An 18,187-nucleotide genomic window follows, 5' to 3' on the forward strand; every position below is an offset into this window, starting at 1 on the left:
GCTACGCGGTCTTCTTGGGATGGACGACCATCTGGCCGGACATCTCCATGTGCAGCGCGTGGCAGAACCACTGGCAGTAGTACCAGTACACGCCCGGCCGGTCCGCCGTGAAGGTGACCGAGGAGGTGGCCTGCGGCCCGATCTCCATGGCGATGCCGTGGCCTTCGAGCGTGAAGCCGTGCGTCAGGTCTTCGATCACTTCCATGTTCGTGACAACCACCGTGACCTCGTCGCCCTGGTTGACCTCGAACTTCTTGAGGCTGAACATGGGCGCGACCGCCATCATGTACACGCGCACCTTGTTGCCGTCGCGCACGACCTTGGCCGCGTCGTCCAGCGAAACGCCGTCCTTCTTGGCCATCTGGCGGGCGTCTTCCCACATCGGGTCGTCGCGCTTCCAGACGCTCACGGGATGGACCTTGGAGCGGTGCACCAGGCACATGTCGTGCGGTTCGGCGAAGCTGGGGCCGTCATGCACCAGCTTCATCTCATCGCCGGAGATGTCGATCAACTGGTCGTTCTCGGGCTTGAGCGGGCCGACGTTCAGGAAGCGGTCCTTCGAGAACTTGTTCAGCGACACCAGCCATTTGCCGTCGGCTTCGCGGGTCTCGCCCATGGTCGAGTGGTTGTGGCCGGGCTGGTAGTGCACGTCCAGCTTCTGGATGATGGGATCGACCTTTTCGCCCTTGTAGGCGCGCTTGGCCTTATCGATGTTCCACTTGACCATCTGGCTGTCGATGAACAGCGTGGTGTAGGCGTTGCCGCGGCCGTCGAACGCCGTGTGCAGCGGTCCCAGGCCCAGCTGGGGTTCGGCCACCACGCAGTCGCGCGGCTTGATCTTGTCGTCGAACAGATCGTCCAGCGTGCGCACGTCCAGCACCGTGACGGTGGGCGACAGTTTGCCGTTGAGCACCAGGTGGATGCCGTCGGGCGCGGCGTTGCAGCCGTGCGGCGAGTTCGGCACCGGGATGTAGCGGGTGTACTTGGAACCATGGCGTCCGTCGACCACAGGCACGCCGCCCATCATCTTGAAGTCGCCATTCTTGACGGCTTCCTCGATGCGCTTGATGTTGAACACCACGACCCAGTCCTGCTCGTTGGCCGAGGCTTCCTCCACGGTGACGCCCTTCTCCGAGTTGTAGCAGGTGGAGAACGAGTACTTGCCCTGGTAGTCGGCGTCACCGTTGTCCAGGTTGCCGTCGACCAGCACCTGCCAGGCGACCTTCATGGTGTCGCCGTCCAGGGCGGTGTAGATGGCGAAGAAGTTCTTCTTGGGATCGTCCGTCACCTTGCCGTCGTTGGGCAGCGGGATGATGTGCTCGCCATTGGCGAAGACGTAGCCCGTGCGCGGGTAGCGCTGCGGCCGCAGGCCGTGCACGCCGGAGACGTTGGGCAGTTCGGTGATCTTGTCGGTCTTCATCACATCCAGACGGATGCGGGCGACGCGGTTGTTGGCCTTGTCGTTGATGTACAGGTAGCGGCCGTCGTAGGTGCGGTCGGTGAAGGACAGATGGGGGTGATGCGCATCGCCGTTGATGAAGACGCCGCCCTTGTCCTTCAGGTACTCGCGGGTTTCGGGCGTGAGGCCCTCGGTCAGGATCTTGCGGCTTTCGTTGGTGCGGCCCCAGCCGGTGGCGCTGCAATGGTTGAAGACGGGGATGCGCACCAGTTCGCGCATGGAGGGCAGCCCCAGCACGCGCACCTCGCCCGACTGGCCGCTGGAGTTGAAGGCATAGTATTCGTCCAGCTCGCCGGGCGCGACGTGGCCCAGCACGCCATTGGCGCCGCCCTTCGCATCCTTGCCGTGGGCGGTGGTGATCTGTGCGCCCGCCACCAGGCCGGCGGCGCCCGTGATGGCTGCGGTGCCGAGGAAGCTGCGGCGGGTGAGGCCGGCCTTGTCGGGATTCTTGTCTGACATGGATAACTCCTTGGTAGGAACGGCGCCCCGGGCGCCGCGGTGCGGAAAGCGGGATCAGGCGCCAGGTTCGCTATTCGGATTCGGCGCGCGGTGCATGACAATGACCTGCTCGGCGGGTTCGGCCGCGGGCGTGCGGCGGCGCTCCCGCTTGGCCTTCTTCTGGATCAGGTGCGGACATTTCTGCTCGTGGTGGTAGAGCATCTGGCAGTGCAGGCACTGGATGCACTCGTTCGGATTGATCTCGCCGGTGGGGTCGATCGCCTGCACCGGACATTCAAGGTTGCAGCGTTGACAGGGATTGCCGCAGTCGCGGTAGCGGCGCAGCCAGTTGAAGATGCGCAACCGCGCAGGGATCGCCAGCGCGGCCCCCAGCGGACAGAGATAGCGGCAGAAGAAGCGCTCCACGAACAGGCCGGCCGCCAGCAGCGCCACGGCGAACGCGACGAAGGGCCAGTAGCGCATGAAGCGCAGGATGATCGCGGTCTTGAAGGGTTCGACCTCGGACAGCTGCTCGGCCAGCGCCAGGTCGTACAGCGAAAATCCGAATAGCAGCAGGAAGATCACGTACTTCAGGGTCGACAGGCGCTGGTTCACGCCATGGCTGATCTTGAGCTGGCGCACACCCAGGCGGCGGGCGATGCGGTTGCTGAGTTCCTGCAGCGCGCCGAAGGGGCATAGCCAGCCGCAGAAGGCGCCCCGGTTCCAGAACACCATGGAGATGGCCGTGGCGCACCACAGGATGAACACCAGCGGGTCCATCAGGAAGTACTCCCAGCGGAAGTCGCTGCGCATTGCCGAAAAGAAAGTCAGCACGTTGACCACGGAAAGCTGGGCCTGGCCGTACCAGCCGATCCAGAACAGCGCGAACGCCAGGAACGCCATCCGCAGGCGGTCATGCAGCAGCGGACGGCTGGCGAGCTGGTCCTGGAAGAAGAAGACGCCCACCAGCACCAGCAGCGCCACCGTCAGCACGGCGACCTGGCCGGCCTTGCCGCGCCAGATCTGTTTCCATAGCGCGGGTGCGGCGTCTTCTTGCTGCGCAGCCTGGGCCGGGGCGGCTTGAGCGGCAGCCGGCGAGGGCGCGGCGGATGCCTGCGCGCCTGCCACCGGCCGGGTATAGGCCGCCGGCAGTTCATAGCTCAGATCGAAGGTCACGAAGGCCTTGTCGCTGACGCTGAGCACGCGCTGTACCATCAGCTGCAGGCGCCAGGGCGCGACCGGATCCAGCGCGGCGTCCTCGGGCACGACGAACAGGGCTACCTCGCGGAACGCGGGCGCGCCCTGCGCGGCCACGTCGGCCAGGCGCTGGTGGTTGCGGTCGCGGAAACGGAAGCTGCTTTCGTCCTGGATGATCTCGATGCGGTCGAAGATGCCGCCGCGCACGTAGCCCGAACCCTTGAACGAGTAGGCGCCGTTGCCGGCCACCAGCACGGCCTGCTGGCCGGGCTTGAGCCTTTCCTTCAGGCGCTGCCATTCCGTGTCGCCCAGCAGGCTGCGGCCGATGGCGGGCACGCTGACCAGCGCGGCGTACAGGTCGATGAAGCCGTCCGCGTCGGCGCTGCCTTCCGTATTGGCCGCGGCGTCGTTCCGTCCCGATGCGCGGAATGCCTGGTTCACGTCCTCCGGGCTCAGCCGCAGGTTGCGCACCGCGCCTGCATCCAGCAGATCCTGCCAGGATTGGACGGCATCGCGCGCATCGTCCACGACGCGGGCGGCAACGGGCGCGGCCTGCGGCGCCGCTGCGGCGGTCTTGTCGATGCCGTGGGCGCGGGCCACGGCGATGGCCGAGCGCGTGATGCTGTCGCCGATCACCATCAGGGTGACGGTCGCGCCGCTGATGATGTCCACCGGCGGCGGGGCGCCATGGCGGGGAGGGGAGTCGACGAAGTTCAGCCCCACATAGCCGCTGATGAAATGGTCGACCTTGGATTGCGGAATGCCGATGAGCACGATGGGTTCGTGGTGTTCCACCAGCCGGGCGCCCACGATGCGTCCATCGTTCGCCAGGCCGACCAGCACGTCGATGGGCTTGCTGGAGTAGCCGCGGGTGTTGACGACGTCGGAAGTCAGATAGACCACGCCCAGTTGGCGCGTGCCCGCATAGACCTTGGCAACCATGGGCTTGCCGGCGGGAGGATCGGCGCGGTCGGCGCCGGGGAAGATCTGTCCGATGGGGATGCCGCCCAGGAAGTCCGGCAGGCGCTGGGCCTGGGCGGCGCTGAAGACCTGCGCGCACAGCAGCAAGACTAGAAAGACTGCATGCACGAACCACTGGTACCGACTGAACCCGCGCCCCGCCGCTTTACTGCCTCGCATTTTCGTACTCTGCTGATTGTGTTTGTTTGCAGGCATCCTAAGAATGCTCGGCATCGGTCGTATTGCGGTTTGTCAATCGGCGTTCGCGCGCGGACCGCTGGCGGGCAATACCCGCATGCGGCGTAGGGGATATCCCCGTTTTGGAGGGGTTGAACGAGGCGCTATTGATGCCGGTCAATAGCGCGCTTTGCGCTGCGCCATAGACTTGTGCGTGGCGGCAGCGACGCGAGGCATGTGCCTCACGCGTGTCGGAAGAGCCGCCAACGTTTACGGAGAATCTCCATGCTGGCAAAAGCCACCCTCGCCATCGCTCTGTCCGCAGCCAGCCTGCCCGCGTTGGCCGCTCAGTGCGAAGCAACCATAGAAAGCAACGACGCCATGCAGTACAACCTGAAGGAAATGGTCGTCGACAAAAGCTGCAAGCAATTCACCGTTCACCTCAAGCACGTCGGCAAAATGCCCAAGGTCGCCATGGGCCACAACTGGGTGCTGACCAAGGAGGCCGACAAGACGGCCGTGGCCACTGACGGCATGAACGCCGGCCTGCCGCAGGACTACGTCAAGGCGGGCGACACCCGCGTCATCGCCCACACCAAGGTCATCGGCGGCGGCGAGTCGGATTCGGTTACGTTTGACGTCTCCAAGCTCACCCCGGGCGAGGCTTATGCCTACTTCTGCTCATTCCCGGGTCACTGGGCCATGATGAAGGGCACGCTCAAGCTCAGCGACTGATCGGCTGTCCCGGATGTGAAAACCGGCTGGGAGCCGGTTTTTTTTCGTCCGTTCCGACTGCGGCGCCAGACCTCGGATGTCCTGGTTCTACAGGCCTAAACCGCCTGCGTCTCAGGCATAAGGACGGGGTTCGTCACCGGCGTGTCACGGATTTTCCATGTACGATTACCGGTCGTGTAACTTCTGGAGCTCCTGATGGAGTGGCTGCTGGACCCTACTGCGTGGGTCGGCTTGCTTACCCTGGTCATCCTTGAGATCGTCCTGGGGATCGATAACCTGATTTTCATCGCCATCCTGGCGGACAAGCTGCCCCCTGCGCAACGCGACCGCGCGCGCATCATGGGCCTGAGCCTGGCGCTCATCATGCGTCTTGGCCTTTTGTCGGTCATGTCATGGCTGGTCACGCTGACCGCCCCTCTGTTTTCCATCGGCCCGCTGTCGTTCTCGGGCCGCGACCTGATCCTGATGATCGGCGGCCTGTTCCTGCTGTTCAAAGGCACCATGGAACTGCACGAGCGCCTGGAGGGCTCCCAGCACGGCGGCTCATCGGGGCCGCGCGTGTACGCCAGCTTCTGGGTGATCGTCACGCAGATCGTGGTGCTGGACGCGGTGTTCTCGCTGGACTCGGTCATCACCGCCGTCGGCATGGTGGACCATCTGGCCATCATGATGATCGCCGTGGTCATCGCCATCGGCATCATGCTGCTGGCGTCCAAGCCGCTGACGCGCTTCGTCAACGCCCACCCCACGGTGGTGGTGCTGTGCCTGGGCTTCCTGCTCATGATCGGCTTTTCGCTGCTGGCCGAAGCCTTCGGCTTCAAGGTGCCCAAGGGCTACCTGTACGCGGCCATCGGCTTCTCGGTCGCCATCGAGGCGCTCAACCAGGTGGCGCGCCGCAACCTGCTCAAGCTGGATGCGCGCCGGCCGATGCGCGAGCGTACCGCTTCCGCCGTGCTGCGCATGTTGGGCAAGCGCCCGCCCGCCGACGAACCCGACCTGCCCAGCGCGAACGGTCCGGCCATCCCGGCTTTCGGGGTCGAGGAGCGCAATATGGTCAGCGGCGTGCTGACGCTGGCCGAGCGGTCGATCCGTTCGATCATGACGCCGCGCACGGATGTGTCGTGGATCAATATCGACGACGACCCGGAAACCATCCGCCGCCAGCTGACCGAGGCGCCGCACAGCTTTTTCCCCGTTTGCCGGGGTTCCCTGGACGAGGTGCTGGGCATCGGCCGCGCCAAGGACCTGGTGGCCGACCTGATCACCGAGGGCAGGGTACGCCGCAACCGTCTGCGCGACCCCATCATCGTGCACGAGTCCATCGGCATCCTGCGCCTGATGGACACGCTCAAGCGTTCGCGCGGCCAACTGGTGCTGGTGGCCGACGAGTTCGGCGCCATCGAGGGCCTGGTGACGCCGATCGACGTCTTCGAGGCGATCGCCGGCGAGTTCCCCGACGAGGACGAACTGCCCGACATCGTCGCCGACGGCGAGAACACCTGGAAAATCGACGGCGCGGCCGACCTGCACCATGTCGAGCAAGTGCTGGAAACCGAGGGCCTGGTCGACGACGCCCAGGATTTTTCAACCCTGGCGGGGTACCTGCTGTCGCGCTTCGGGCACCTGCCCAAGCCGGGCGACGTCTGCGAGTACGAAATCCACCACGAGCATTTCCGCTTTGAAGTCCTGGAAATGGACGGCCGCCGCATCGCGCTGGTGCGCGTCGAAAAGCGGCCGCAGGAAATGCTTGCGGACGACGAATCCCTAGCCAACGACTAACTGGACCGACCTGCCATCGTGACCGAAAACACCCTATACCTGATCAAAGCTTTCGTCCTGGGCATCATCGAGGGCCTGACGGAATTCATTCCCGTGTCCAGCACCGGCCACCTCATCCTGGTGGGCGACTGGATCAATTTCGAATCCAGCCAGGGCAAGGTGTTCGAGGTGGTGATCCAGCTGGGTTCCATCCTGGCGGTGATGTGGGTGTTCCGCGCCCGCCTCCTGACGCTGATCCGCGGCACCCTGACCGGCGTGCCCAGCGAGGTGGCCTTCACCCGCAACCTGATCATCGCCTTCCTGCCGGCCGCCGTCATCGGGGCGATCTTCATCAAGGCCATCAAGAGCGTCTTCTACCACCCGGCCGTGGTGGTCGTGACCCTGGTGCTGGGCGGCCTGATCATGCTGTACGTGGAGCGCAAGACGCACCATACGCCGGGCGACATGCCGGGCGCGGCCGACGATACCGCCTCGGATGAGCGCGCCACGGCCCGCACGCTGGAGCAGATCTCCTGGAAGCAGGCGCTGGGCGTGGGCGTGGCGCAATGCCTGGCGATGATCCCGGGCACCTCGCGTTCGGGCGCCACCATCATCGGCGGCATGATCGCCGGGATCCAGCGCAAGACGGCCACCGAGTTCTCGTTCTTCCTGGCGATGCCCACGATGTTGGGCGCGGCGGTCTACGACATGTACAAGAACATGGATCTGCTCACGCAGCACGATCTGGCGGGCATTGCCGTGGGCTTCGTGGCCGCGTTCCTGAGCGCGATGGTGGTGGTGCGCGCCGTGCTGCGCTTCGTCGCCAACCATACCTATCGCGTGTTCGCCTGGTACCGGATCATCTTCGGCGGCGTCGTCGCAGCCTGGATCTTCACGCGCTGATGGCACGGCCGGCATGGCGCCGGCTGCAGCAATGACAAGGGCCGCTTGCGCGGCCCTTGCTGTTTTCCGTGGCGGCGCGCCCGAGGGCTACGCTTCCGTTTCCAGGTCGTAGAACTGCAGGCCGTCCTGGTCGATGACCAGCCAGCCGCCGCGGGCGGGCGAGACATGGTCGCAGTCCCAGTCGGGCAGGACCCAGCGCTCGCGCTTCTTGCCGTCCACTTCCAGCACGTGGCGGGCGGGGCGATGGGTATGGCCATGCACCAGCACGCGCACGCCGGTTTCGCGGAAGACGGATTCAATGGCGGCGGCGTTGACGTCCATGATCTCCATGGACTTCATCTGGTTGGCAGCCTGGCTTTCGCCGCGGGCCTGCTGCGCCATCGCCAGGCGTTCGGGGATCGTCTTGGCCAGGAATTCGGCCTGCCAGCGCGGATCGCGGACCATCTTGCGGAACTGCTGGTAGGCGGCATCGTCCGTACAGAACTCGTCGCCGTGGGTCAGCAGGATTTGCCCATAGTCTGTTTCCAGCAGCGCCGGTTCGGGCAGCAGCTTGGCGCCCAGGGCCTGGGCCAGTTCTTCCCCGATGAGGAAGTCGCGGTTGCCGCGGCCCAGCCAGACCGGAATCCGGCTGGCGGTGTCGCGCAGCGCCGTCAGCGCCGTGGCCAGCCACGGCGGCGCGGCGCGGATCACATCGTCGCCGATCCAGGCATCGAAGATGTCGCCCGGCAGCAGCAGGGCGCCGGCTTCCTCCCGCGCGGCCTCCAGGAAGGCCAGGAAGGCCTCCGAGGTGGCCGGCGTGGCCGGCCCCAGATGCAGGTCGGACGCCAGCCAGATGGGGCCGGACAGCGTGATCTTATTCAAGAACTTCGGCCTTCTCGATGATCACGTCGTCGTTCGGCACGTTCTGGTGGAAGCCCTTGTTGCCGGTCTTCACGCCCTTGATCTTGTCGACCACGTCCGTGCCTTCGGTCACGGTGCCGAACACGGCATAGCCCCAGCCGTTGGGCGTGGGCGCGGTGAAGTTCAGGAAGTCGTTGTTGGACACGTTGATGAAGAACTGCGCCGTGGCCGAGTGCGGATCGCTGGTGCGGGCCATGGCCAGGGTGTACTTGTCGTTCTTCAGGCCGTTGTTGGCCTCGTTTTCGATGGGGGCATGGGTCTGCTTCTGCTTCATGCCGGGCTCAAAGCCGCCGCCCTGGATCATGAAGCCATCGATCACGCGATGGAACACCGTGCCGTTGTAGAAACCTTCCTTGACGTAGGTCAGGAAGTTTTCGACGGTCTTGGGAGCCTTGGCGGCATCCAGGGTGATGACCATGTCGCCTTGGTTCGTTTGAAGCTTGACGCGGGGGTTGGTGCTCATGGCTTTTGTGCCTTCAGAGGTGGAGGTGGATGAATTGGCCGCAGGGGCGGCGCTGACGAGCGCTGGGGCGAATGCAGCCAGCGCGAACGAGCACGCCGTCAGGCGCAGCAGGTGTAGGGGGGAGTAGCGGGACATCATTTGCCGTGTTTATCCTTCAGCATGGTTTCGACTTCTCGGACCTTTTCCTGCATGCCGGGCACGCCGTCGGCGGCGGCCTTCTTGTAGGTGTTCAAGGCCTGCAGAAGCTGCAGATCGCCCATATTGGCGCGGGCGGCGGCATAGTTGGGGTCGGCGCGCAGGGCCATCGACAGGGCGTCCTGTGCGCGGTCGAGTTCGCCGCGCCCTGCATATAGAGCGCCCAGGTTGTTCCAAGGTTCCGGCAGCTCCGGAAAGCGGTTGGTCATCTCGGTGTAGACGTCGATGGCTTCGCTGGTGCGGTTTAGGGCCGCCAGCGCGCGGGCGTGCTGGAACATCAGCTGCACGTCGGTGCCGCGCTGGTCCTTGATCTGCTCCTGGCGCTTTTCGATCATGGCAAGCGCTTCCGCGTTGTCGCCGTGGTTCAGCAGGCGCTCGATGTGCGTCGTGATCTGCGAGGCCGAGGGCGTCAGGCGGGTGTCGACGCTGGGCTTGGCGGCTTCCAGCAGCTTGGCCAGGCTATCCCAGCCGCCCTCGGGCGGGATGGGATCCAGGGTGGTGCGGTTGGCGTTGGGGTTGGTTCCACCGCCGCCGGCCATCGACTGGGCCAGAGAGGCTCCAACCGGCGCGCCCGCAAGGGCCAGGGCGAGCAGGGCGACGCGAAAGCGCGGCTTGATAGTCACTTGGGCATCCGTTAAAAGTCTTGGCAGGCCGACGCTTACGCGCGCGACCGGGCCGCTTGCTATACTTGACGACCGCCATTTTAGCCCCGGTTGAGTTTTGGCTCGACATCGGGGACGAAGCCCCAGGATATCGTTGATGGAATGCGGGCTCGAAATGCGGGTTCGGAACGGCCGGCGCCAGTGAGATTATGGCCCGAAGCCGAGATCGGGATCGAAACCGCGGGATCGAAATCGCAGGATCGAAATCGGCGGGATCGACATCCGACCCGGCGGCACGCGCCGAAGGTATTTTCCTTCGGCAGCAACTTTCCGCAACCGCCACGGAAAACTTAGATAAAGCCTATAAGCGCCATGCTGCAAATCTACAACACGTTGTCGCGTACCAAAGAACCGTTCAAGCCGGCCCAGGCTGGTCAGGTGCGCATGTACGTGTGTGGCATGACCGTCTATGACTTTTGCCATCTGGGCCACGCCCGCATGCTGGTGTCGTTCGACATCGTGCAGCGCTGGCTGCGCGCCAGCGGCCTGGCGGTCGATTATGTGCGCAATATCACGGACATCGACGACAAGATCATCCGCCGCGCCGTCGAGACCGGCCGCCGCATCGGCGAAGTCACCGAGTTCTACATCGACGCCATGCACGCCGACGAGCGCGCGCTGGGCGTCCAGACGCCGGACCGCGAACCGCGCGCGACCGAGTACGTCGGCGAGATGCTGGACATCATCGGCAAGCTCGAGCAGAACGGCCTGGCCTACCAGGCCGACGATGGCGACGTGAACTACGCCGTGCGCGGCTTTCCCGGCTACGGCAAGCTGTCCGGCAAGACGCTGGACGACCTGCGCGCCGGCGAGCGCGTGGCGGTGGGTTCGGCCAAGCGCGATCCGCTGGATTTCGTGCTGTGGAAGTCCGCCAAGGCGGACGAGCCGGCCGACACCAAGTGGGAATCGCCGTATGGCCTGGGCCGTCCGGGCTGGCACATCGAGTGCTCGGCCATGAGCAAGTCGCTGCTGGGCCTGCCGCTGGACATCCACGGCGGCGGTCCGGACCTGAAGTTCCCGCACCATGAAAACGAGATCGCCCAGACCGAGGGTGCTTTCGGCGGCGTGCTGGCCAACATCTGGATGCATTGCGGCCCGCTCATGGTCGACTCGGACAAGATGTCCAAGTCCCTGGGCAATTTCCGCACCATCCGCCAGACCATCGCCCGGCAAGAGCCGACCGCCGACCAGGCCGTCTATGACGTCAACCCGCGCGAAGCGGAAATGGTGCGTTTCTTCATTGTGCGCAACCATTACCGCAGCCCGCAGAACTACACGCCGGACAATCTGATCGACGCGCAGAACGCGCTCGACCGCCTGTACCAGGCGCTGCAGAACGTGCCTGCCGACACCCAGGGCATCGATTGGAACGAGCCGCAGGCCCAGGCCTTCAAGGCGGCCATGGATGACGACTTCAACAGCTCGGGCGCGGTCGCGGCCTTGTTCGAGCTGGCCTCCGACGCCAACCGCAACAAGAGCGCGCGCAGCGCCGGCCAGTTGAAGGCGCTGGCGTCCCTGTTGGGCCTGCTGCAGCAGGATCCCGCAGCCTATTTCCAATCGCCCACCCGTTATTCGGCGGCAGCCATGGAGCAGGGCGAGCGCCGCGCGCTGGACGCCGAGGCGATCCAGTCCCTGATCGACGCGCGTGCGGCCGCCAAGGCGGCCCGCAACTTCGCCGAAGCCGATCGCATCCGCGTGGAGCTGCGCGAAGCCGGCATCGAACTCGACGACAAGCCGGGCGGCGTGACGCAATGGCGTCGCGCTTGAACCCGCAGGACCCGCCCGCCATGTCCACCGCCGACCTCGACATTCCCAAGCCCGAGTATTGGGAAGCCGCCGTAGCCCATCTGATGCGGCGCGACCGCATCCTGAAGAAGGTCATCCCCCAGCATCCCGAAGTCTGGCTGACTTCGCGCGGCACGCCATTCGTGACGCTGGCGCGGGCGATCATCGGGCAGCAGGTGTCCAGCAAGGCGGCCGACACCGTCTGGACCCAGTTCATCGAGGCCGTGGGCAAGCGCCCCACGCCCGTCGCCGTGCTGCGCGTCGGCCTGGAAGGCTTGCGCGCGGCCGGGCTGTCGCAGCGCAAGGCCGAGTACGTGCTGGACCTGGCCGTGCATTTCGGCGAGCGCCGGGTCCATCCCGAGAAATGGGCGGCAATGGACGACGAAGCCGTCATTTCCGAATTGACCGCCATCCGGGGCATAGGCCGCTGGACGGCGGAGATGTTTTTGATTTTCAATCTGCAGCGGCCTGATGTTCTGCCGCTGGATGATCCTGGGTTGCTCAAGGCAATCTCGCTACACTATTTCAGCGGCGAGCCTGTCTCTCGCTTCGAGGCTCGCGAAGTCTCGTTGGCGTGGCAACCCTGGCGTACCGTGGCCACCTGGTATCTGTGGCGCAGTCTGGATCCGACTCCGGTCCAATACTGACGCAAGCCAGGCAGCCCATCTACGGAACCACACTACATGCGCAATACATTTCTGGAATTCGAACAACCGCTCGCCGAGCTTGAGAACAAGATCGAGCAGCTGCGCTACGTGCAGGCCGATTCGGCCGTAGACATCTCCGACGAGATCGGACGTCTGCAGCAGAAGAGCCAGACCTTGGCCAAGGAAATCTACGCCAAGCTCACGCCCTGGCAGACGGCCCTGGTCGCCCGCCATCCCCAGCGCCCCTACACGCTGGACTACGTGCGCGAAATGTTCACTGACTTCCATGAACTGCACGGCGACCGCATGTACGCCGACGACCAGTCCATCATCGGTGGCCTGGCGCGCTTCAACGGCACGCCCTGCATGGTCATCGGCCACCAGAAGGGACGCGACACCAAGGAACGCGCCGCCCGCAATTTTGGCATGCCGCGTCCGGAAGGCTATCGCAAGGCCCTGCGCCTGATGCGCCTGGCCGAGAAGTTCGGCATTCCCGTGTTCACGTTCGTGGACACTCCGGGCGCCTATCCCGGCATCGGCGCCGAAGAGCGCGGCCAGTCCGAAGCCATCGGCCACAACCTCTATGCCATGGCCGAGCTCAAGGTCCCCGTGATCTGCACCATCATCGGCGAAGGCGGCTCGGGCGGCGCCCTGGCCATCGCCGTGGGCAATGCCGTGCTGATGCTGCAATACGCGACCTACGCCGTGATTTCCCCGGAAGGCTGCGCCTCGATCCTGTGGCGCAGCGCCGACAAGGCGCCTGAAGCCGCCGAGGCCCTGGCCATCATCGCGCCGCGCCTGAAGGACCTGGGCCTGGTGGACCGCGTGGTCAACGAACCCGTGGGCGGCGCCCATCGCGATCCGCGCGTCATGGCCCGCCTGCTGCGCCGCGCGCTGGGCGACGCCCTGCGCCAGCTCCAGGGCATGACGCCCGAGCAGCTCGTGGAGCAGCGCGTCCAGCGCCTGTTGTCCTACGGCGCCTACCAGGAAGTGCGCGCCTGAAGCAGGCAGGGCGCCGGCGTGCCTGCCGGCGCCGCGGCCTAGCGCCACGCGCCATCCCGCCATGAACGCCCGCCCAGCGTCCGATACTCCGCATCGGGCCGTGGCGGGCGTAGTTCATTCCCTTCCCGTGTCGGCCGAGCTGGCCGCGGCCTTGCGCCGCGCCTTGCAGGCCTTGCCCGAACGTCCGGCGCGCATCGCCGTGGCGTTGAGCGGCGGCGCCGATTCGGCCATGCTGGCCGTGCACGCGGCCGCCGTGGCGCGCGAGCTGGGCATGGATCTGGCGCTGTTCCATGTGCACCACGGCTTGCAGGACGCGGCCGACGCATGGACGCAGCATGCGCGTGCGCTGGCGGACATGCTCGCGCTGCCTCTGTCGGTCGCGCGCGTGCAGGTGGCGCAGGCGGCGGGCAAGGGCATCGAGGCGGCCGCGCGCGACGCCCGCTACGCGGCGCTGGCGCAATTGGCGCAAGAGCAGGGCGTGACGCATATCCTGTTGGCCCATCATCGCAACGACCAGGCGGAAACGGTCCTGCTGCGTCTGCTGCGCGGCACCGGGCTGGTTGGCATGGCTGCCATGGCGCCGCTGTCCCGGCGCGATGGACTGGTCTACCTGCGACCCTGGCTGGAAATCGGCCGCGAGGCGATCCTGCATGCGGCGGACGCGGTGGCGCGAGCCAGCGGCTGGCGTCCGGTGCAGGACCCCACCAACACCGATCCCCACTACACCCGCGCCGCCCTGCGCGAATTGCTGGCGCCGGCGCTCGATGCCCGCTGGCCCGGGTGGCGCGCCATCGTCGCGCGCCATGCGCGGCACATGGGCGAGGCGGCCGAGATCCTGGACGAGGTGGCGCGCGACGACTTCGCCACGCTCGATCCTTCCGCGGACGGCGCCAGCTTTTCGCTGCAGGCGTGGCGCGGGCTGTCCGAGGCGCGCCAGGCGCACGTGCTGCGCCATTGGCTGGAACGCAATGGCGCCCGCATGCCGACGGATGCCAGGATGCGCGATCTGCTGCGGCAGCTGCGCGGGCTGCATAGCCTGGGCCATGACCGCCAGTTGCGGGTGGAGCAGGCCGGCCACGTCATCCGCTGCCACCGGGGCAGGGTCTGGGTCGAACCCCGGGAATAGGCGGATCAGCGCCGCCGATGTCCCCAAAAAATCGCGGCGTGGACAGAATTTTGCACAAGCTGCGCAAATTTTTACCGCCGCGCTAGAATATACGGCTTTGCCCGTCAACCTTTTGCGGCGGGTTCCCAGCCAGAGTACGAGATGTCCCTGATCGTTCACAAATATGGCGGTACTTCGATGGGCTCGGTCGAGCGCATCAAGAACGTGGCGCGTCGCGTCGCGAAGTGGCACGCTGCCGGCCACCAGGTTGTCGTTGTTCCGTCGGCGATGGCGGGCGAGACCAATCGCCTGCTCGGCTTGGCGCGCGAGATTACGCCGCAGCCCGACAGCCGCGAGCTCGACATGATCGCCGCCACCGGCGAACAGGCCAGCAGCGGTCTGCTGGCCATCGCGCTGCAGGCCGAAGGCGTGCCGGCGCGCAGCTATGCCGGTTGGCAAGTGCCCGTGCGCACCGATTCGTCGTTCACCAAGGCGCGCATCACGTCGATCGACGACGAGCGCATCCGCGGCGATCTGGACGCCGGCCGCGTGGTCATCGTTACGGGCTTCCAGGGCGTCGACCCGGAAGGCCACATCACCACGCTGGGCCGCGGCGGTTCCGATACCTCGGCCGTGGCCGTGGCGGCCGCCATCAAGGCCGACGAGTGCCTGATCTACACCGACGTGGACGGCGTCTATACGACCGATCCGCGCGTGGTGCCCGAAGCGCGCCGCATGGCCGTCGTTTCCTTCGAGGAAATGCTGGAAATGGCATCGCTGGGTTCCAAGGTCCTGCAGATCCGTTCGGTTGAATTCGCCGGCAAATACCGTGTGCCGGTCCGGGTCCTGTCCTCGCTGACCGACCCGCTTATCCCGCTCGCAGAAGAAATGGTCTCGGGCACGCTGATTACTTTTGAGGAAGACGAAAAAATGGAAGCCGCCGTTGTCTCCGGCATCGCCTTCAGCCGCGACGAAGCCAAAATCACCTTGCTGGCCGTTCCGGACAAGCCCGGCATCGCCTTCTCCATCCTGGGTCCGGTCGCCGCCGCCAACATCGACGTCGATATGATCGTGCAGAACCAGTCCGTGGCTGGCACGACCGACTTCTCGTTCACGGTCAACCGCAACGAGTTCGCCCGCGCCGTCGATCTGCTCAAGCGCGAAGTCATCCCCGCCGTGGGCGCGCGTGAACTGTCCACCGACGAGAAGGTCGCCAAGGTCTCCATCGTCGGCATCGGCATGCGCTCGCACGTGGGCGTGGCCAGCCTGATGTTCCAGACGCTTTCGCAAGAAGGCATCAACATCCAGATGATCAGCACCAGCGAGATCAAGACCTCGGTGATCATCGACGACAAGTACATGGAACTGGGCGTGCGCGCGCTGCACAAGGCCTTCGGCCTGGACCAGGCGCCTGCCGAAAAGGCTTGATTCAAGACTCCGGCACGATTTTTTTTCAATAAGTGCCCGATAACGGGCAAGAGTGAAAAAAGTCGTGCTAGAATCTCGTTCTCTTCGGAGATGTGCCCGAGAGGCTGAAGGGGCTCCCCTGCTAAGGGAGTATGTGGCTAAAAACTGCATCGTGGGTTCGAATCCCACCATCTCCGCCAGATTCTCTCCGATCTGGCTTCGGTCAGCACCGGAGATAAAAAACCCGCAATCACGCAAGTGATTGCGGGTTTTTTCATGGGCGCCAAGCGCGCTCGTGAGCGAGCCTGCGTCGCGTGAGAAAATTCCCGATTCCCTTTGTGGCGCAGATCCCTTGAAGCACCTGCTTGCTCCCCTTGACCGGCTGCACGACTTCGATGAAGTCATCGACGTGCGCACGCCGCTCGAATTCGCCGATGACCACATTCCCGGCGCGATCAACGCGCCTGTGCTGAGCAATGAAGAGCGCGTGGTGGTGGGCACGCTGTACAAGCAGGTCTCGCCCTTCGAGGCTTCGCGCGTCGGCGCGGCGCTGGTGGCGCGCAACATCGCCGCGCATCTGGACACGACCTTCGCCGACCGGCGCCAGGGTTGGCGGCCGTTGATCTATTGCTGGCGCGGCGGCACGCGCTCCGGCTCCATGACGACGATGTTCAACATGATAGGGTGGCGCGCGCGGCAACTGGACGGCGGCTACAAGACCTATCGCCAGGCCACGCTGGACGCGCTGGATAGCCTGCCGGCGGGTTTGCGCTACATCGTGCTGGCCGGGCCCACCGGCAGCGGCAAGACGCGCTTGTTGAGCGCGTTGGAGCAGGCCGGCGCGCAGACGCTGGACCTGGAGCGACTGGCCGCGCATCGCGGGTCATTGCTGGGCGCCTGGGCTGGTGTCGCGCAGCCCTCGCAAAAGGGCTTCGACACGCGGCTGGCGCAGCGCCTGCGCGCGTTCGACGCGTCGCGACCTGTGTTCGTTGAGGCGGAGAGCCGCAAGATCGGCGCGGTCGCCTTGCCCGCCGCGTTATTGGCTGCTGTGCACGCCAGTCCGTGTGTCGAGGTCCGCTCCAGCCGCGAGGATCGCGCTGCCTTTCTGCGGCAGGATTACGCGCATCTGTTCGACGATCCCGAATCGCTCAAGGCGCAGTTGCAACGCATGATAGGCCTGCACAGCCGCGAGCGCGTGAACGGCTGGCTGGCCTTGGTCGACAGCGGCGCGCGCGCCGAGCTGGCGCAGGAGCTCATAGACCGGCACTACGATCCGGCCTATGCGCGCAGCTGCCACGCGCACTTCACGCAATTGCCGCAGGCGCTGCGGCTTGAGTTCCGGCCCAATGATGGCGACGTGGTGGAGCAGGCAAGGGCGCTGCTGGCGCGGCTGGATGGGGCGGGCAGCGCCTGAGCCGCGTTCAATCGATGCGCACGCCGGTCATGTCGACCAGCTTGCGCCAGTTCTTGACCTCGTCTTCCTGGTAGGTCTTGAGATCCGCAGGGCCGCCTCCGGCTGGCGTCATTCCGATCTGCGAGGAGAGTTGCCGCAGTTCGGCGGTGGCAAGCACCTGATTGACCTCGGCATTGATGCGCTCGACCACGGAAGCAGGCGTGCCGCGCGGCGCGAACATCGCGAACCACACCACCAGCTCATGCTGGTCCAGGCCGCTCTCGGCCACCGTTGGAATGTCGGCGGCGAAAGGGGCGCGCTGCGGCGTGGTCACGGCCAGGGCTCGGACTTTGCCCGCGGCGACCTGCGGCAATGAGGGGCCGACGTTCTCGAAGGCGTAGGAGATGCGTCCGCTCATGAGGTCGGTCATCATGCCGCCGACATTGCTGTAAAGCACGGTCGTCACGTCGATGCCCGCCATGCGCTTGAGCAGTTCCACCCAGACTCGCGCGGTGGTGTTGCTGGCGCCGAAATTGATCGCGCCGGGTTGCGCCTTGGCTGCGGCGACCAGTTCCGGAAGCGTCTTTGCCTGCGCGCCGTTGTTGCCGATCAGGATCATGGGCAGGCGGCCCATCAACGCGACGGGCGCGAAGTCCTTGACCGGGTCATAAGGCAAATGCTGGTAGAGGCTGGCGTTGGCCGCCATCGGACCGTTGGTGCCCATCAGCAGCGTATAGCCGTCGGGCGCGCTGCGGGCCACATACGCGGCACCTATGCCGCCGCCGGCGCCGGGCTTGTTTTCCACCGTGACGGGTTGGCCCAGCCTTTCGCTCAGGCCTTTGGCGACGCCGCGCGCCAGCGTGTCGGTTGCCGAGCCGGCGCCGAATGGAACCACCATATTGATCGGCTTGTCGGGGAATGCGGCGCTGGCGTTCAAACAGGCGGCCGCCATGGCGAACGCCGCGGCCAGTTGCTTCATCGTGTTGGACATTTTGGGGATC

General features: G+C 65.6%; 15 protein-coding genes and 1 tRNA gene. 10 read left to right on the top strand and 6 right to left on the bottom strand.

Going from position 1 to position 18,187, the window contains the following annotated elements:
• Window position 1: 1 nt before the first annotated feature.
• Together nosZ and N5C88_RS24975 are read right to left on the bottom strand one after the other, a co-directional pair.
• On the bottom strand, window positions 2-1,918 hold the full coding sequence (gene nosZ, locus N5C88_RS24970; protein WP_059372033.1) for a TAT-dependent nitrous-oxide reductase: 1,917 nt from the start codon (window positions 1,916-1,918) through the stop codon (window positions 2-4).
• 54 nt (window positions 1,919-1,972) lie between these two features.
• Window positions 1,973-4,183: a NosR/NirI family protein gene (locus N5C88_RS24975; RefSeq protein ID WP_280016444.1), complete on the bottom strand. Its 2,211-nt coding sequence runs from the start codon at window positions 4,181-4,183 to the stop codon at window positions 1,973-1,975.
• 333 nt (window positions 4,184-4,516) lie between these two features.
• On the opposite strand from N5C88_RS24975, the gene azu reads away from it, so the two are divergent.
• From azu to N5C88_RS24990, 3 genes are all read left to right on the top strand, one after another.
• Window positions 4,517-4,966 (top strand): azurin, encoded by a 450-nt coding sequence (azu, locus tag N5C88_RS24980; protein ID WP_059372035.1) that lies wholly within the window; start codon window positions 4,517-4,519, stop codon window positions 4,964-4,966.
• Window positions 4,967-5,161: 195 nt separating this feature from the next.
• Complete coding sequence (locus N5C88_RS24985) at window positions 5,162-6,745, top strand: TerC family protein (protein WP_059372036.1); 1,584 nt, start codon at window positions 5,162-5,164, stop codon at window positions 6,743-6,745.
• Between the two features lie 18 nt (window positions 6,746-6,763).
• Window positions 6,764-7,627, top strand: coding sequence for an undecaprenyl-diphosphate phosphatase (locus N5C88_RS24990; RefSeq protein WP_059372038.1), 864 nt, complete (start codon window positions 6,764-6,766; stop codon window positions 7,625-7,627).
• A gap of 87 nt (window positions 7,628-7,714) precedes the next feature.
• Here the strand turns inward: N5C88_RS24990 and N5C88_RS24995 are convergent, their stop codons facing one another.
• From N5C88_RS24995 to N5C88_RS25005, 3 genes are all read right to left on the bottom strand, one after another.
• On the bottom strand, window positions 7,715-8,488 hold the full coding sequence (locus tag N5C88_RS24995; RefSeq protein WP_059372039.1) for a UDP-2,3-diacylglucosamine diphosphatase: 774 nt from the start codon (window positions 8,486-8,488) through the stop codon (window positions 7,715-7,717).
• Window positions 8,481-8,990: a peptidylprolyl isomerase gene (locus N5C88_RS25000; protein ID WP_059372043.1), complete on the bottom strand. Its 510-nt coding sequence runs from the start codon at window positions 8,988-8,990 to the stop codon at window positions 8,481-8,483. The genes N5C88_RS24995 and N5C88_RS25000 overlap by 8 nt, the downstream gene beginning before the upstream one ends.
• A 134-nt stretch (window positions 8,991-9,124) precedes the next feature.
• Window positions 9,125-9,808, bottom strand: a complete 684-nt coding sequence (locus N5C88_RS25005; RefSeq protein WP_059372045.1) for a tetratricopeptide repeat protein — start codon at window positions 9,806-9,808, stop codon at window positions 9,125-9,127.
• A gap of 351 nt (window positions 9,809-10,159) precedes the next feature.
• Here N5C88_RS25005 and cysS point away from each other — a divergent pair, with 351 nt between their 5' ends.
• From cysS to mnmH, 7 genes are all read left to right on the top strand, one after another.
• Window positions 10,160-11,614: a cysteine--tRNA ligase gene (gene cysS / locus N5C88_RS25010; RefSeq protein WP_280016445.1), complete on the top strand. Its 1,455-nt coding sequence runs from the start codon at window positions 10,160-10,162 to the stop codon at window positions 11,612-11,614.
• A gap of 20 nt (window positions 11,615-11,634) precedes the next feature.
• Window positions 11,635-12,279: a DNA-3-methyladenine glycosylase gene (locus tag N5C88_RS25015; protein WP_059372813.1), complete on the top strand. Its 645-nt coding sequence runs from the start codon at window positions 11,635-11,637 to the stop codon at window positions 12,277-12,279.
• Between the two features lie 36 nt (window positions 12,280-12,315).
• Entirely contained in the window at window positions 12,316-13,281 is a 966-nt protein-coding gene (locus N5C88_RS25020; RefSeq protein WP_059372051.1) for an acetyl-CoA carboxylase carboxyltransferase subunit alpha, read from the top strand.
• 151 nt (window positions 13,282-13,432) lie between these two features.
• Window positions 13,433-14,407, top strand: a complete 975-nt coding sequence (gene tilS / locus N5C88_RS25025; RefSeq protein ID WP_280016457.1) for a tRNA lysidine(34) synthetase TilS — start codon at window positions 13,433-13,435, stop codon at window positions 14,405-14,407.
• 141 nt (window positions 14,408-14,548) lie between these two features.
• A complete protein-coding gene (locus N5C88_RS25030; RefSeq protein ID WP_059372055.1) occupies window positions 14,549-15,814 on the top strand; it encodes an aspartate kinase in 1,266 nt (421 codons plus the stop codon).
• Between the two features lie 86 nt (window positions 15,815-15,900).
• Window positions 15,901-15,993 (top strand) — tRNA-Ser (locus N5C88_RS25035).
• 152 nt (window positions 15,994-16,145) lie between these two features.
• Entirely contained in the window at window positions 16,146-17,207 is a 1,062-nt protein-coding gene (mnmH, locus tag N5C88_RS25040) for a tRNA 2-selenouridine(34) synthase MnmH (RefSeq protein WP_280016446.1), read from the top strand.
• Between the two features lie 7 nt (window positions 17,208-17,214).
• Here the strand turns inward: mnmH and N5C88_RS25045 are convergent, their stop codons facing one another.
• Window positions 17,215-18,177, bottom strand: a complete 963-nt coding sequence (locus N5C88_RS25045; RefSeq protein WP_059372063.1) for a tripartite tricarboxylate transporter substrate binding protein — start codon at window positions 18,175-18,177, stop codon at window positions 17,215-17,217.
• Window positions 18,178-18,187: the final 10 nt, after the last annotated feature.

Source organism: Achromobacter sp. GD03932 (assembly GCF_029839485.1).
Taxonomy (GTDB): domain Bacteria; phylum Pseudomonadota; class Gammaproteobacteria; order Burkholderiales; family Burkholderiaceae_B; genus Achromobacter; species Achromobacter bronchisepticus_A.